Origin of the sequence: Brevundimonas sp. MEB006b (genome assembly GCF_030209705.1) — a bacterium.
Classification (GTDB): domain Bacteria; phylum Pseudomonadota; class Alphaproteobacteria; order Caulobacterales; family Caulobacteraceae; genus Brevundimonas.
Map to the genome: position 1 here is coordinate 337321 of NZ_JARVRL010000005.1, position 15234 is coordinate 352554.

The following is a 15234-nucleotide window of genomic DNA, read 5'->3' on the forward strand; positions in this document are numbered from 1 at the left end:
AATGCTTGCATACCCTGACGAAGCGCTAACCTCGATTGTGCTGCGATGGTCTGTCAGAAGGCGCCTGAATCCATCGTTGGCTCACAATGCGATCCGGGCCGGCGGAACCCACCTTCCACCAGCAGTCCTCAAGGCCATGCAAAGAGCCGGCGCTCCATCACCGCAGCTAGAAAGGCTGACCGCTATGTGGATCAGCGAATGGCCAAATGTTTCCGTTGGCGATTTGCGCGTTCCGCCGGATGACGGATCTGGAATCGGTAAGGGGTGTGCCGCCTGTTTGGCCGATGATGCAGCGGGGGGGCGCGACCATTACCTGCGCAATGCCTGGCGCCTTTCATGGCGCGTTACTTGTGAAAAACACCGAACCGCCCTCGTTGAGTTCTCTGCGGCTGAATTAGTCCCCGTCTTCTTAGCCGGCCGCCGTGACCACAAAGTCCGCTTCACTCGTGACGTCGATCAAGTCACAAATCCATTTTGGCGTGGCGGTCAGCGAAGCGTGGAGGGAAAAGGTTCAATTTCAGTGCTGGGGGGATGTCTTGAAAATGATATTTGCTCGGCACTTCGGGGCGCGCCTTTTCCAGACAATTGGTGTGTAGGTCCATGTTGGCGTTCTGTACGCGATGTCTTGGTGGATTTGTCCGATTTGCTTCTTAAGCAGGCGCGGGGAGGCCGCGAGCGTCTCATCCATAAGTTTGCCGATGGGGACTGGATACCAGCAGTCCACGCGTTAGAATTTGCACCGGGAGCCTACCCGCTAATCGGTGCCTTCTGGCAGCGTCGTCTTTTAGAAACCTGCGCCCGTATCCTCATTGACCCGTCTCGGTTTGTGCATCTGTTCGATGGTCGCCAAGCGAATGTGCACGCTGAACTTGCTTACGGTCGGATCGGCCAGGAACGAGCACGTGGGCCGCTCGGCCGGCTTGCTTCGTCCGACCCCCTAGTAGTGCTATTCGCCTATGCCCACGAGCGCCATTTGGCGGAGATGGAGCGGCGGATTAGGAGCTGGCCCGCGCCCTTAGTTAATCGCGCTGCTGCGGCTGCGTCGGTCGCGCTTTATATACAATAGTATATAATCAGCCTCTCTGGACGACCGAGCCCGGGTTTGCGAATCTGCCGGAGCCGGCTGCAAAAGGGAGCAAAAGTGAGGACCTCAGGCGACGCGCACTCCGTGGAGGAAAGCGGATATCGTTCGATGAGTCTTCGTCTGCCTAGGCCGATGCATGAAGCAATGAAAGCTCTGGCTGCCAGCCACGGTTTGAAGGCTGCAGATTTTTACGTGGAGACTGTAGAGGCGTTTATCCGGGATCATATGGCAACCTACAGGCACCTTTTTGCGATTGAGAACGACGCTGTGCACATCAGCGTCAATGTACCTATCCGGTTCGCTCACACTGTTCGAGACGCGGCGCTTGACCGTCGGGTTACCCCAAATGAGCTGGTGTTCACAGCTGTCAGCCACGTCTTGGACAGCATGAACGCGGAGGCAGCTTAGCCGCTCAGTCCAGCGAACCTTGAACGCGAATCCAACGGACTTCGAACTAAAGCGCCCATTCGGCGGGGAGTCTTAAGCACGTGGAACACTGACACTAACCCTACAACACTTTTGAACTTGACCGGCCTTCACATAATATATCTTAGACGATAAAACGATCTTGCTACTTTGGGTTACAGCCGGCTCTCTTGAGCTTGGCGTTGAATGGTCACTGGCTTGTCTGCCGGTCTAGGCTGCCGTGTCAGACCGACGCCTTTGACCCACAGCTTCAGCGCCTCCCAGTGGATCGCCGCGACCACCTTGAACGTCATCAGCGGGATCGCTGCTGTCGCAGCGGCGACGCTGCGATCCTCCAACCGTTCTCGCTTTGCCGCCATAGCAGCCGTGATCAAAACGTCTTCGGCATCTAGCCCATCGATAGTCATGTCGAGGCGATCGCCCGGTGTATGGCCACGGAACTGGTAATCCATATCCATGCCCATGAATGGCGACACATAGAGCGCCTTGGCCGCGCCTTGGCGAATGACGCCTGCGGCCTGATCTTCGATCGGGATCGGAATGACATAGGCGTGGCGGATGCCGAAGGTGCTGGTCACCTCGTACACCATGGCGGCCAACCGTCCGTCGGGCCAATGGCAATAGTAGATGCTGATCGGGTTGAAAACGTATCCGAGGACGCGTGGCATGGTTAACAGGCGGACAGTTCCGCCCTTTAAGTCGATGCCGGCTTGAGCCATCCACGCATCCACCTGAGGACGCAGCGCGCCAGAACCGTCTCCGTAATCCTTGTCATGAAATGACAACAGATTGAATCGATTGCGCGAAAACAGGCGCAGGCGCGCGTCCACATCATCGATTTCCGACAGGTCGAGCAGGAGCCAGAAGACGCGATAGTTCAGCTTATGGATCTTGGGGCGAAGGCGTCGGTGCATGACCCGGCCGCGATAAAGGGCCGAGCTGAATGTCATGCGGCACGTTCCAGCTGCGCACCCATCGGCGTTGTCAAATGAATGCGCCCGCTTTCGTTGGCGACGGACCAAGGGCGACGCACGCCGCCAAGCTGCTCCGCAACCGCAAGCCCCGATTGCAAGCCGTCCTCGTGGAAGCCCGCACCGAAGTGGGCCCCGCAGAACCAGACGCCTCCCTGCCCTTGCAGGCTCCACAACTGCTTCTGAGCCTGTATGGCGGCGGGATCGAAGATGGGATGCTCGTAGAGTTCGCTACGCAAAATCGTGTCGGCGCGCGGCGGACGCGGCGGATTCAGGGTGACGAAGAGGTTGTCGCCCGGCAGACCTTGCAGACGGTTCATCCAATAGGTGACGCAGAGGCCGTCGTCCGCGCCGATATAGTTCCAACTGGCCCAGGCGCGACGGCGATGCGGCATCAGGCCGGTGTCAGTATGCAGGACGGTCAGATTTCGGCTGTACCGGAAAGCGCCGAGCAGCGCCTTCTCGCGCGCCGTTGGTTCGGCCAGCATCGCCAGAGCCTGATCGGCGTGGGACCCGATCACGACCTGGTCGTAGCACTCGACCCCTCCTTGGCTGTCGTGAACGAAGACGCCATGGTCGCTACGCCGCACGGAAGTGACGCCGTGGTCCAGCCGAATGTCCTGGATGCCACGAGCGAGATGTTCGACATAGACGCGGCTGCCACCCTCGACGGTGCGCCACAGCGGCCGCCCCACCAGTTTCAACAGGCCGTGATTGCCGCAGAAGCGGATGAAGGACTCGGCCGGATAGTCCATCAGCGTGTGCGCCGGCGATGACCAGATCGCGGCGGCCATAGGTAACAGGTGATCGTCGCGGAACGCCTCACTGAACCCCTCCCGCTTCAGGTAATCGCCAAGCGTCAGCGAGGAATCGGACATCACAGCCAAATCCTTTGGCGCGTCGCGATAAAAGCGCAGGATTTCGCTCAGCATCGACCAGAAGCGAGGACGCAGGGCATTGCGACGCTGAGCAAACAAGCCTGGCGCGGCATATTCGAACTGTCCGTTATCCAGCGAGACAGCAAACGACATATCCGTCGCACGTGTCGCGATCCCCAAATGCTCAAACAGGGCGATCAGATTGGGATAGGTCGCGTCGTTAAAGCAGATGAAGCCGGTGTCGACCGCGATCTCGCCGGAAGGCACGCTGGCCATCACCGTATTCGAATGCCCGCCCAGGCGGTCGCCCTTTTCGTAAAGCGTCACGTCATGACGTTTCGACAGAAGCCAGGCCGAAGACAGGGCGGCGACGCCAGATCCGACCACAGCGATCTTTTGACGTTCGGCAGAGGGCGTCGCGGACGACAGGGGCATGAAAACTCCGAAAGAGACACCGCAGCGCAATCGCTAGGGCATGAACGGATTACGGGTCGCCGTCATGTTCGGATCGCGATTGATCCAGACATTTCCGCTGAGCGTATTAGTGTTCATGCATGCCGAGCCGTTATCCTTCGCATCAACGCCATGTCGGTCAAACCGCATGAAGGCGCTCGACAGCTTGCCTGATCCGCTGCTGCACGATCGGCTGATCGAACAGATCGCCCTGAGACGCGATCGTGACGCGTTCGCTGCGCTCTTCGCCTATTTCGCGCCGCGGCTGAAGGCCTGGCTGATCAAATCGGGCGCGACGCCTGGCGCGGCCGAGGACTTCGCGCAGGACGCGATGCTGACCGTGTGGCGCAAGGCCGATCTGTTTGATTCGTCCAAGGCGCGCGCCGCCACATGGATTTTCACCATCGCTCGCAACCGTCGGCTGGATATGCTTCGTCGTGACGCGCGTCCCCTGCCGACGCCCGAAATCGAGCTGGCGGGGGATGATGTCCGCCGGCCGGATGAACTGCTGTCGATGTCGCAAGACGCGGATCGCGTGCGCGACGCTCTGGCCCGGCTCAGCGCCGACCATGTCGAGGTCCTGCGTTTGGCCTTCTTCATGGACAACTCTCATTCCGAGATCGCCAAACACCTCGGCCTGCCGCTCGGCACCGTCAAATCCCGTATTCGTAACGCCATGACCAAGCTTCGTCTGATCCTCGCGCCGTCCGAGGAGGCTGCGCGATGAAACCTCAGCGCAATCCCTCCGAAGAACGTTTGCTGGCCTATGCGGCCGGCACGCTCAGCCCGCCCGAGGCTGTGGTGATGGCGGCGCATCTGGCGATGCGACCGGCCAATGACGCCTGGGTGCGAGACCTGCAGGCCGTGGGCGGGGAGTTTCTGGACGAGACCTCCCCCTCCCCCTTGTCCAATGATGCGCTCGCCTTGGCGATGGCGCGGATCGAGACGGATGCCGGCAAAGCCAATCACAGCGCGCCCCTGAACGACATGCCCGAACTGCCCGAGCCGCTGCGGCGCTATTCGCTGGGTCCATGGCGCTGGGTCGGGCCCGGCATGCGCGTGCGAGACGTCCATGCGCCGCGGGATGGGGATTGCCGCGTCATTCTTCTCAAGATTGAATCGGGTCGTGAGACGCCAAAACACACGCATGGCGGCGTCGAGTTGACCTGCGTCATCTCGGGCGCCTATGCGACCGAAACCGAGCGGTTCGATGTGGGGGATTTCGAAGAGGCGGATCCGGAGGTGCTGCACCAACCCCGTGTGGTGTCAGACGAGCCGTGCCTGTGCGTCGTCGCGCTTGACGGTCAGATTCAACTGGATGGATGGGTTGGCAAGCTGATCCAGCCCTTCGTTCGCCTGTGACCGCTCTCGCGGCCATTTGGGGTGTCGCCGCCCTATTTCTCGTTGTCGTCATGTCTGCGGCCTGGCTGGTTCAGAAACGAACGGGCCAAGGCGGTTGGGCGGACGCCTTCTGGTCGCTTGGACTGGGAGCGGCTGGCGTCGGCGTCGCACTCTTCCCGATCGACGGCACCGCTCCGTCATTGCGCCAGTATCTTGCAGCGCTTCTGATCGGGCTTTGGGGCTTGCGGCTGGGGTCCCACATCGCTGCTCGCGCCTCCCACGAAGAACGCGAAGACGCTCGCTACGCGCGTCTGCGAGAGGACTGGGGCGCCGGTTTTCAGGTCAAGATGTTCGGCTTCCTTATGTTGCAAGCCGGAGCCGCCGCCTTCTTGGCGCTCAGTGTGATGGCGGCGGCGCGCAACCCGGCGCCGGGCCTGACGCTCCAAGATGCTGTCGCGACACTGATCTTTGTTGGAGCCCTGGTTGGAGAAGCCGTTTCGGATCGCCAGCTGGCGGCCTTCAAGCGCAACCCGGCCAACAAGGGTGGAATCTGCGATGTCGGTCTTTGGGCCTGGTCACGCCACCCGAACTATTTCTTCGAATGGGTAAGTTGGTGCGCTTGGCCTGTGTTCGCCATCAATCTGAGCGGTGAATGGCCCTGGGGTTGGCTCGCGCTGACAGGGCCAGCCTATATGTACTGGCTTCTGACCCAGGTGTCCGGCGTGCCCTTGCTGGAAGAGCATATGCGAGAGTCGCGACCCAAGGCGTTCGAGGCCTATGCCGCCCGCACCAGCGCTTTCTTCCCTCGCGCGCCCCGGCGATGAGGCGATCCTAGTCTTTCTGAACTGATCCCAGATGCGTCTCGCCGCGTTCGCGGGCCATTTCCATCTGCCTATGACGCTCGGCATATCGCTGCCGCTGGACCTCGTCGCGGACGTCGTGACAGCGCTCGCAGCATACGCCTTCGACATAGTGAGGCGAAGCACGACCGGCCTCGTCCACTGGCAGACGACATCCCCGGCACAAGGTATGAGGACCTTGGCTTAGGCCGTGCCCGACCGAGACGCGTTCGTCAAAGACGAAACACGCTCCATGCCATAGGCTCTGATCCTCATCCACCATCTCAAGATAGCGAAGGATGCCGCCCTCCAGATGGTGGACGTTCTCCACGCCTTCGGCCTTCAGGAAGGCGGTCGATTTTTCGCAGCGAATGCCGCCGGTGCAGTACATGGCCACGCGCTTGGCGCCGGTCTGCTCAAGCAGGGCGCGACCTTCGCTCCTGAACCAGTCGGGAAAGTCTCGAAAGCTGCGGGTATTAGGTTGAACAGCCCGTTCGAATGCGCCGATCTCGCCCTCGTAGTCGTTGCGCGTATCGATCACCAAGGTCTCGGGATCGGCGATCAGGGCGTTCCAGTCCGTGGGCGTGACGTAGACGCCCGCCTGATTGGGAGGGTCCAGATCCGGCTGTCCCATGGTGACGATCTCGCGTTTGACGCGCACCTTCATCCGGTGGAACGGCAGGGCGTCTGTCCAGGCGTATTTGAGTTCGAGCGTCTCGAATCCTGGCATGGCGTGGATCGTGGACAGCACCGCTGCGATGGCCGCCTCGGATCCTGCGATGGTGCCGTTCAGACCCTCCGGCGCGACGAGCAGTGTCCCCCTCACCTGCCCAGCGTCGCAGACCGTTTGAAGCGTCTTGCGTACGGCTTCGGGGTTGGCCACCGGTGCGAACCGGTAGAGTGCGGCGACACGGACGGCTTGATCGCACGAGGTCTGATGGTCGGTCATGGATCAGCCCCTAGAATGCGCCGGAGATGGCGCGCCCAGCAGGACTCGAACCTGCAACATCCCGCTTAGAAGGCGGGTGCTCTATCCGGTTGAGCTATGGGCGCTCTGGCAAGACGTCAGGCGTCAGTGCGTCCAGGACTGCTTGCGGTTAGTGGCGAAATTGTCGGCATAGGCCTTGATGATCACCGGCGGATCGTTCGGCTCGTGCAGACGGAAGGCGATGCCGTGACGCTCGGCATATTCGATCGCCTCTTCCTTCGATTCGAAACTCAGACGGACCTGGCCGTTCATGTCGGTGGAGCTGGTCCAGCCCATCAGCGGATCGATGGTGCGCGCCGAAGCGGGTTCGAATTCCAGCCGCCAGTCGCGGCTCTTGGCCTTGCCCGACTGCATCGCAGTTTTGGCCGGGCGGTAGATGCGAGCCAACATGGCGAAATCCTCAGTGACGGCGGGGTCTGTGACCCTGCCATAACGCGCGCTGGACATATGATCCAGCGGCCTTCCGTTGGTCGGGGCGAGAGGATTCGAACCTCCGACCCTCTGGTCCCAAACCAGATGCGCTACCAGGCTGCGCTACACCCCGGACCGAACGGAGCGCTCTATTGGCACTTCGCGAGGCGATCCGCAATCAAGGCTTGAAATAAGGATGTAAAACTTTGTCACCTGGCTTGGCGTTGATTTCGGCCGCCCGCCCTGCCCGCAGTTCCAAGACGCCGTTGGCGGCGCCGCTGGACGGTATCGGCGCCTCGGAGAAGGGCGTGGCGTGCGAAGCGATCGAGACGATCCGGCCCTGCGGATCGATATACAGAATATCCAGGGAGCTCGGCGTGTTGCGCATCCAGAAGCTTTGCTCGCGCGGCGCTTCGCCCGGCCACTGGAACAGCATGCCGCGGTCGGCTTCGAGCGGCGGACGAAACATCAGTCCCCGTTGACGTTCGGGCTCTTCGTCAGCGATCTCGACCCAGAACTGATGCTCGCCTGACGTGGTCACGACGGCCAGCTTCTGCAGCGGCTCGCCATTGGGGCCGACCGGCGCCTTGGCCGCGCATCCGGCGAGAGCGAGCATAATAAGGCCCGCCATTGCAAAACGTCTCGTCGCCTTGATCATACGCCTCTCCTGGGCGCTGGATCAGTCGCCCGTTCTGATGTCTGCAACCACCAGACCTTTGGGCCCGTTGGCGAATCGCACCCGCACCGCATCGCCAGGAATCAGATCATCCAGGCCGCAACGACGCAGGGTTTCGATGTGGACGAAGATATCGCCCGGCTCACGATCACGCACGACGAATCCGTAGCCTTTGGTGCGATTGAACCATTTGACCAGGGCGGTCTCCAGCTGTTCGTCACTTTCGGCGACCAGGCGCGGCGGCGGCGAAGTCACGGGTCGACGCACGGCGGGCGTCGCTTCGCCCTCGCCCAGGTCATGGATTTCGATCGTCTGCCAACCCTTGGCGCGCTTGACGCAGTCGCAGGTGATGGTCGCGCCTTCATCGGCCGCGTCACGGCCGAGATCGCGCAGGCTGCTGATATGCAGCAGGACATCTCTCGTTTCGGTCAGGGTCGGATCGTCAGGGACGATGAACCCATAGCCCTTGACGGCGTCGAACCACTTCACGCGCCCAGTGACGCGAACGGTCTGCGCCGTTTCCGTCTCTCTAAAGTCAGACACTTAAAAACCCCCGCCCGCGCCTCCAGCGGACTCGTTTTATATTTAACACTGTTCCGCGAAATTTTGAAAAGCGGAAAATGCGCGTCTATGCAGAAGCTTGTGTTTGGGGGATCGCAGGCGCTGGCGAATGACCGCCAGTCTCTTGTGCTATCTGAGCTAGGCTGCTTGCCGGAAGCCTCAAAGGCTCAACCGTAGTCCTGCCCGCGTGGCAGTCCCTAGGGGAGTCGAACCCCTCTTTTCAGGTTGAAAACCTGACGTCCTAACCGATAGACGAAGGGACCGCTGCGCGGGAGAGCCGGCGATATAGCCGCGCCCTCGGAGCGGTGCAAGCGTGGATTTTCAGTTTTTTGGAGCCATAGTCAGATCATTCGAGGATCGGCGACATCCTCGATCTCGAACTGCACGCCCTTGCGGCCATTCCAGTCGTCAGCCTTCAGCCGGCCCACGACGCTCAGCCCACCCTGCCCCGACAGTAAGGCCTGCCCTGTCGGCAGATCGGCGCAACGCCAGGCGATTGCCTTGATCAAAGCGCCATCTGGACCGACCAGCCGGCACCTTACATGGCCGCCATTCATAGCGACGGGTTCACGGGCTTGAACCCCACTCAGGGCGAAGCTGGGTTCCGGGTTGGCAGGACCGAAAGGGGCCAGACGCTCGAACGATTCGAATAGATCGCGCGTCGCCGCCGCGGGGTCGATCAGGGCGTCGATCTCCAGCACGTCCTGTGCGACAGCTTCGACCCTTTCGGTAGCGAGTCGCTCGTTCAGGAAGGCGGTCAGCTTGGACACGCGCGCACCCTCCATCGTCAGGCCTGCCGCCATGGCATGACCGCCGCCAGCGAGCAGGATCCCGCTCTCCCAAGCCGCCTGGATTGCGCGTCCCAGGTTCATGCCTGGCTGTGATCGGCCTGACCCTTTTCCGAGACCGGTCACGGGATCAACGCCGATGACGATCACCGGCTTGCGCCAGCGCTCGCGCAAACGGCCGGCGACGATCCCGACGACGCCCGGATGCCAGTCCTCGCCCGCGACCACGACGACGGCGCTCTCGTCGGCATGGGCGCCGGTCGCCTCGACCCGACGAACGGCGGCGTCGGTGACGGCTCGCTCGACATCGCGCCGTGACACGTTCAGCGCATCGAGCTCGATCGCCAGGGCCTCGGCCTCGGCCGGATCATCCGTCGACAACAACCGCGCGCCCAGGTCGGAGCGACCGATGCGTCCTCCCGCATTGATGCGCGGTCCCAAGATGAAACCGGCGTGATTGCTCTTGGCCGGTCCCGGTTCGGCGCCGGCCGCCGCCAACAGCGCACGCAGACCCGGATTACGCCAGTCGCTCATGACGTTGAGACCAAGGCCGGTCAGGGCGCGATTGAAGCCTGTCAGGCCCGTCACGTCGCAGATCGCGCCCAGGGCCGCCAGATCCAGCCACTGACGAATGTCCGGCTCGGGCCTCTCGGCGAACAGGCCCCGACGCCGCCCCTCCCGGTTCAGCGCCGCCAGAAGAACGAACACGACCCCCGCTGCCGCAAGATTTCCCTGACCCGAGTTGCAGCCCGGCCGGTTAGGATTGACCACTGCCAGCGCCGTCGGCGGCTCGCTGCGCATCAGGTGGTGATCGATAACGACGACGTTCAAGGCGATGGCAGCCGCATGGGCCAGGGCTTCGTTCGCCGCCGCCCCGCAATCCACCGTAATGACCAGGTCCGCACCCGATGCCTTCAGCGTATCGAAGGCCTTGGCGCTGGGGCCGTAACCTTCGGTCATCCGGTCCGGAACATAGATCGAAAGCGTATGCCCCATTGCCCGAAACCAACGCACCAGCAGCGCCGCGCTGGAGGCGCCATCCACGTCATAGTCGGCGAACACATGAATGTTCGCCTTGGCCCGAAGCGCGTTCAGGATAGCATCGGCCGCTGCGTCCATATCCATGAAGCTGGAGGGGTCGGGAAACAGAGCGCGCAGGGTCGGAGTGAGGAAATCTTGTCCCTGGTCTACGCGTACACCCCGCGAGGCCAAGGCCCGGGCCAGCGGTTCTTCCAGGTTCAGGGTTTGCATGTGCGCGCGCGTCGTTGCGGCATCGGCCGGACGTTGACGCCAGGCGCGCCCGGACAGGGACCGGGACACGCCGAGGAATGCGTTCAGGGTCTTTGCGCCGCCGTCGTCTGCCATCAGCGCATTATCGCGGGATTCTGCCTCCCGCGCGACCGGTCATCGCGTCGGGCGGCGGTCGAGCGGCGGCGGAGCCTTGGCCCTGTCACGCAGGCTTTGGGCGAAGGCCTCGATATCCGCCTGGGTTCGGACGGCGTCAGGCGACACCGGAACGGCGTTCACGGCCGCGCGTGTTTCGGCGGCGAGCGCCTCGGCGTCGCCGAGCGTCCAGTCGATGCGTGCGATCTCGCTGGTCAGCGTCGCGCTGTCGCCCTGGAGACGCTGCACATTCGAAGCGACCTGAGTGACCGGCGGCAGATCGGTCGGCGCTGCCGGAAAGTCCTCCCAGCGCGGATAGCGCCGATTGGCGTCGACCAGTTCCTGGATACGCGGCGCCAGCGGCGAGACAACCTCAGTCTTCGAGGCGGATGCGCCGATACAGCCGCTCAATGGCGTCGCGATCGCGGCTGCGGCGATCAGGATCATCTTTTTCGAGTGCGACGCGTTCATTTCCTTGATGGTCTTATGCCATCATCGCGGTGCGCGGAAGGGCGGATGAACCGCCCTCTGGCGCCGGAAGCGTGAAGGACGATCATGGCCAAGACTCCCAGAACGCCGACAGCCGCCGCTGACCGCCCTGTGCGCAAGGCCGGACGTCCGACGTCCGCCAAGCCCCGCCCGCCCAGGTCAAAACCTGCCGAAACGCGGGAGGCCGTCTCTGAAACCCATGCAGAGCCGACTCCTGAACCGACCGCAGCGACGCCCAACCAGGCCGAGGTGATCGAAACCCTGTCGATGAATCTGGCCAAGGCGGCCATGATGGCCCAGAGCGCGATCGCCGAGGCGGCGCTGACCCAGGCCGATCGCCCGGCCGCCCTTTCCGCCGATCCCTTCAACGTCGCGCCAGCCATGACGTCAGTCATGACCAGCTTGGCCGCCCAGCCCGACAAGATGATTCAGGCCCAGGCCGACCTGTTTGGCCGCTATATGCAGCTCTGGTCATCGACGGCGCGTCAGGCGGCCGGCGAGGCGCCCGATCCCGCTCCGGTCGACAAGCGGTTCAAGGACCCGGCCTGGTCCGAAAACCCCATGTTCGACATGATGCGGCGATCCTATCTGCTGACGTCGGACTGGATGAACGGTCTGATCGCCGGGGTCGAGGACGTCGATCCGACGCTGAAACGTCGCGCCCAATTCTTCACCCGCCTGCTGACCGACGCCTTCTCGCCGTCCAACTTTTTGGCCTCCAACCCCGTCGCGCTGAAGGCCTTGGCGGAGACCAGCGGTGAATCGCTGGTGAAAGGTATGCAGAACTTCGCCGCCGACCTTGAGCGTGGCGGCGGATCGCTGCGCATCAGCCAGGCCGACTACGGCAAGTTCGTCGTTGGCGAGAACGTCGCCACCGCACCGGGCCATGTCGTGTGGCGCGATGAGCTGTTCGAGCTGATCCAATACGCGCCGACGACTGAAACCCAGCACGAAATCCCGCTGCTGATCTTCCCGCCGTGGATCAACAAATTCTACATCATGGATTTGCAGCCGGCGAACTCGCTGATCCGCTGGCTGTCGGCTCAGAGCTTCACGGTCTTCGTCTGTTCTTGGGTCAATCCGGACAAAGACAAGGCCGGCTTCGGCTTCGACGACTATCTGGAAAAGGGCATTTATCGCGCGGTCGACAAGACGCTGGAGCAGGCGGGAACCAAGCAACTGAATGCCGTGGGATATTGCATCGGCGGCACCCTGCTTGGCGCTGGTCTGGCGCATATGGCGGCCAAGGGCGACAAGCGCATCGCCGCCGCCACTTTCTTCGCCGCTCAACATGACTTCGCCGAGGCCGGCGACCTGCTGCTGTTCACCGACGAACACTGGATCGCCGAGATCGAGCGTCAGATGGATGCGGCGGGCGGCGTCTTGCCGGGCGCGGCCATGGCGGAAACATTCAACGCCCTGCGGTCCAACGACCTGATCTGGTCCTTCTTCATCAGCAACTATCTGCTGGGCAAGGATCCGCCCGCCTTCGACCTGCTGTTCTGGAACGCCGATCAGACCCGCATGCCCAAGACGCTGCATCTCGACTATCTGCGTCACATGTATGGGGCCAACGCCTTGGCCAAGGGGCAGTTCGAGATCGGCGGCCTGACGGCGGACCTGTCGAAGGTCGAGATCCCGCTCTATTTTCAGGCCAGCCGCGAGGATCACATCGCGCCGATGAACTCGGTCTATCGGTCCGCCAAACTGTTTGGCGGCGAGGACGTGACCTTTACCCTGGCCGGGTCAGGTCACATCGCCGGCGTCATCAACGCCCCCGCCGCAAAGAAATATCAGCACTGGACCAACCCCGCCCTGCCCGCGACCTTGGCCGAATGGCAGGCTGACGCCGTCGAACATCCCGGCAGCTGGTGGGAGCATTGGGCGGCCTGGCTCGGCGCGCGTTCCGGTAAGAAAATCCCCGCCCGCGACCCGGCCAAGGGGCCACTCAAGCCAATCGAGCCAGCGCCGGGCAGCTATGTGAAAGTGAAGTCTTGAACCGTCTCGAACCCAACGCCTTGCTCGCCCTCAGCACAGGCGTCGCCTTGATCCTGCTGATCATGACGGCCAGCCTGTTCGGAGAACCGGGCAACACGGTCAAATATGTGATCTCGGCCGTCATCTGCGCGGCCGCCTTTGTCCTGCTTAATGAACGAATGGCGCGCGCGATGAAACGACCGGTCGCTCAGCCGCTGATCCACGTCAGTACGCCGGGTACGGCGGTCTGGGCCGGACTGTTTCCATTGATCGTCATCGCCATGGCCTGCGCGCCCGTTTTCTTCGCCGGTCACGACTATGGGCTGCTGGTGATCATCGCCTCGGTCATCTTCGGCCTGACCGTCGATTCAGCCGTGCGCGCCCGTCGCGCCTAGGCCGAGACGAACTTCAGCGCCACACCGTTGTTGCAGTAGCGCAGCCCCGTCGGACGCGGACCATCGTCGAACACATGCCCCTGGTGTCCCAGGCAGCGGGCGCAATGGTATTCGGTGCGTGGAATGCCGATGGCCAGGTCGCGCTTCTTGCCGATATTGGCGGCGATGATGTCATAGAAGCTGGGCCAGCCGGTGTGGGAATCGAACTTCCACTGCGATCGGAACAGCGGCAGATCGCAGCCCTTGCAGACGAACGTCCCGCGCGCATGCTGATCGTTGAGAGGGCTGGAATAGGGACGCTCCGTCCCCTCGTGCCGCATGACGCGCCAGGAGGCTTCGCCCAAGCGTCGTCGCCAATCCGCATCGGACACCCGACGATAGGGCGAGGCTGCGTACTGCCCCTCCCCGGCTTCGGACGTCTCAGGCGAACAGGCGGACAGGGCGAGCGCGCCGGCGCCCATTAGAAGGCCCCGGCGATGCGGGATCAGGGACTGGGTCATGTCCCTGATACGACGAAGGTCGCGGAATGGTTTCAGACCTCAGATCAGACCGGTCGTCTCATCCAGACCCAGCATGATGTTCAGGTTCTGCACCGCCGCGCCCGACGCGCCCTTGCCCAGGTTGTCGAGCAAAGCGACCAGCCGCGCCTGCTCGCCATTCCGGTCGCCGAAGACATGCAAGCGCAGGCGGTTGGTGCCGTTCAGGCCTTCGGGCTCGATGCCGGTCATGGCCTCAGTCTCCTCCAGGTCGGCGACCTCGACGAAACGCTGGCCGTCATAGGCCTCGACCAGAGCGCCGTGCAGCCGTTCGACAGAGGGGGTTTCCGGCAGGGCCGCCAGATGTAGCGGAACCTCGACCAGCATGCCCTGGCGATAGTTTCCGACCGCCGGCGTAAACAGCACGTCTCGGCTCAGACCCGTGTGTTTGGTCATTTCAGGCACATGCTTGTGTCTCAGCGTCAGGCCATAGGCGCGATAGGCGGTCGTAGCGCCCACACTGTTTTCTCGGGCCGCCTCGAACTCGGCGATCATGGCCTTGCCGCCGCCGGAATAGCCCGACACCGCATTGACCGTGACCGGATAGTTAGCTGGAACCAGACCCGCCTTCACCAGCGGCCGCATCAAGCCGATGAAACCGGTCGGATAGCAACCGGGGTTTGACACGAACTGAGAGCGCGCGATCAGCGCACGCTGCCCGGCATCCATCTCAGGAAAGCCATAAGCCCAACCCGGCGCGACCCGATAGGCGGTCGAGGCGTCGATCACCTTGACCGATGGGTTCTCGATCATGGACACGGCTTCCCGCGCGGCATCGTCAGGCAGACACAGGATCACGGCGTCGGCGCCGTTCAGGGCCTCACGCCGTGCATCCGCATCCCGACGTCTGTCGCCCAGCAGGATCAGCTTCAGATCCGGGCGCGCTTCCAGCCGCTCGCGGATTTCCAGCCCCGTGGTGCCGGCCTCGCCGTCAATGAAGATGGTGTGGGTCATCTGTCTCTCCCGTCCCTTCTCCGCTTAAGGAGTAAAGGCGCAAGAAAAAGGGCGCTCCGGGTCTCCCCGAAGCGCCCCAAATCC

16 protein-coding genes and 3 tRNA genes are annotated in these 15234 nt (G+C 62.7%); 6 read left to right on the forward strand and 13 right to left on the reverse strand.

The window, feature by feature from the left end; all coding sequences use genetic code 11:
* Position 1 precedes the first annotated feature (1 nt).
* Positions 2–1066 carry a TniQ family protein gene (locus QRN13_RS14670; RefSeq protein ID WP_350224843.1) on the forward strand — a complete coding sequence of 355 codons (1065 nt, stop codon included), beginning with the start codon at positions 2–4 and terminating at the stop codon, positions 1064–1066.
* A gap of 599 nt (positions 1067–1665) precedes the next feature.
* On the opposite strand, the gene QRN13_RS07995 is transcribed toward QRN13_RS14670, so the two are convergent.
* Complete coding sequence (locus QRN13_RS07995) at positions 1666–2460, reverse strand: DUF1365 domain-containing protein (RefSeq protein WP_284877507.1); 795 nt, start codon at positions 2458–2460, stop codon at positions 1666–1668.
* A complete protein-coding gene (locus QRN13_RS08000) occupies positions 2457–3794 on the reverse strand; it encodes an NAD(P)/FAD-dependent oxidoreductase (protein ID WP_284877508.1) in 1338 nt (445 codons plus the stop codon). The genes QRN13_RS07995 and QRN13_RS08000 overlap by 4 nt, the downstream gene beginning before the upstream one ends.
* Before the next feature lie 166 nt (positions 3795–3960).
* Between QRN13_RS08000 and QRN13_RS08005 the strand changes: the two genes are divergently transcribed.
* Genes QRN13_RS08005 through QRN13_RS08015 form a run of 3 tightly spaced genes read left to right on the forward strand, consistent with a single transcriptional unit; the run spans position 3961 to position 5977 of the window.
* Entirely contained in the window at positions 3961–4539 is a 579-nt protein-coding gene (locus QRN13_RS08005; protein ID WP_039245158.1) for a sigma-70 family RNA polymerase sigma factor, read from the forward strand.
* Entirely contained in the window at positions 4536–5174 is a 639-nt protein-coding gene (gene chrR / locus QRN13_RS08010) for a cadmium/peroxide/UV radiation responsive anti-sigma factor ChrR (protein ID WP_284877509.1), read from the forward strand. The genes QRN13_RS08005 and chrR overlap by 4 nt, the downstream gene beginning before the upstream one ends.
* A gap of 50 nt (positions 5175–5224) precedes the next feature.
* Positions 5225–5977, forward strand: a complete 753-nt coding sequence (locus tag QRN13_RS08015; protein WP_284877510.1) for a DUF1295 domain-containing protein — start codon at positions 5225–5227, stop codon at positions 5975–5977.
* 7 nt (positions 5978–5984) lie between these two features.
* On the opposite strand, the gene trhO is transcribed toward QRN13_RS08015, so the two are convergent.
* From trhO to QRN13_RS08060, 9 genes are all read right to left on the reverse strand, one after another.
* The gene (gene trhO, locus QRN13_RS08020) at positions 5985–6941 is read right to left on the reverse strand and encodes an oxygen-dependent tRNA uridine(34) hydroxylase TrhO (RefSeq protein ID WP_284877511.1); all 957 of its coding nucleotides are present in this window, start codon (positions 6939–6941) and stop codon (positions 5985–5987) included.
* Positions 6942–6968: 27 nt separating this feature from the next.
* Positions 6969–7045, reverse strand: a tRNA-Arg gene (locus tag QRN13_RS08025).
* A gap of 19 nt (positions 7046–7064) precedes the next feature.
* Positions 7065–7370: an ETC complex I subunit gene (locus QRN13_RS08030; protein ID WP_039245189.1), complete on the reverse strand. Its 306-nt coding sequence runs from the start codon at positions 7368–7370 to the stop codon at positions 7065–7067.
* A 77-nt stretch (positions 7371–7447) separates the two neighbouring features.
* A tRNA-Pro gene (locus QRN13_RS08035) sits at positions 7448–7524 on the reverse strand.
* Positions 7525–7569: 45 nt separating this feature from the next.
* On the reverse strand, positions 7570–8049 hold the full coding sequence (locus QRN13_RS08040; protein WP_284877512.1) for a DUF192 domain-containing protein: 480 nt from the start codon (positions 8047–8049) through the stop codon (positions 7570–7572).
* A gap of 21 nt (positions 8050–8070) precedes the next feature.
* Positions 8071–8610: a cold-shock protein gene (locus QRN13_RS08045; RefSeq protein WP_284877513.1), complete on the reverse strand. Its 540-nt coding sequence runs from the start codon at positions 8608–8610 to the stop codon at positions 8071–8073.
* A gap of 206 nt (positions 8611–8816) precedes the next feature.
* Positions 8817–8891, reverse strand: a tRNA-Glu gene (locus tag QRN13_RS08050).
* 78 nt (positions 8892–8969) lie between these two features.
* Positions 8970–10781, reverse strand: a complete 1812-nt coding sequence (gene recJ / locus QRN13_RS08055; protein ID WP_284877514.1) for a single-stranded-DNA-specific exonuclease RecJ — start codon at positions 10779–10781, stop codon at positions 8970–8972.
* A 39-nt stretch (positions 10782–10820) separates the two neighbouring features.
* Positions 10821–11270, reverse strand: a complete 450-nt coding sequence (locus QRN13_RS08060; RefSeq protein WP_284877515.1) for a hypothetical protein — start codon at positions 11268–11270, stop codon at positions 10821–10823.
* Positions 11271–11354: 84 nt separating this feature from the next.
* Here QRN13_RS08060 and phaC point away from each other — a divergent pair, with 84 nt between their 5' ends.
* Entirely contained in the window at positions 11355–13286 is a 1932-nt protein-coding gene (gene phaC / locus QRN13_RS08065) for a class I poly(R)-hydroxyalkanoic acid synthase (RefSeq protein ID WP_284877516.1), read from the forward strand.
* The gene (locus tag QRN13_RS08070) at positions 13283–13660 is read left to right on the forward strand and encodes a hypothetical protein (RefSeq protein ID WP_055753598.1); all 378 of its coding nucleotides are present in this window, start codon (positions 13283–13285) and stop codon (positions 13658–13660) included. The genes phaC and QRN13_RS08070 overlap by 4 nt, the downstream gene beginning before the upstream one ends.
* On the opposite strand, the gene msrB is transcribed toward QRN13_RS08070, so the two are convergent.
* Together msrB and argC are read right to left on the reverse strand one after the other, a co-directional pair.
* Positions 13657–14160, reverse strand: a complete 504-nt coding sequence (msrB, locus tag QRN13_RS08075) for a peptide-methionine (R)-S-oxide reductase MsrB (protein WP_284877517.1) — start codon at positions 14158–14160, stop codon at positions 13657–13659. The two genes, QRN13_RS08070 and msrB, sit on opposite strands and share 4 nt — an antisense overlap.
* Before the next feature lie 39 nt (positions 14161–14199).
* Entirely contained in the window at positions 14200–15150 is a 951-nt protein-coding gene (gene argC, locus QRN13_RS08080) for an N-acetyl-gamma-glutamyl-phosphate reductase (RefSeq protein ID WP_284877518.1), read from the reverse strand.
* Positions 15151–15234: the final 84 nt, after the last annotated feature.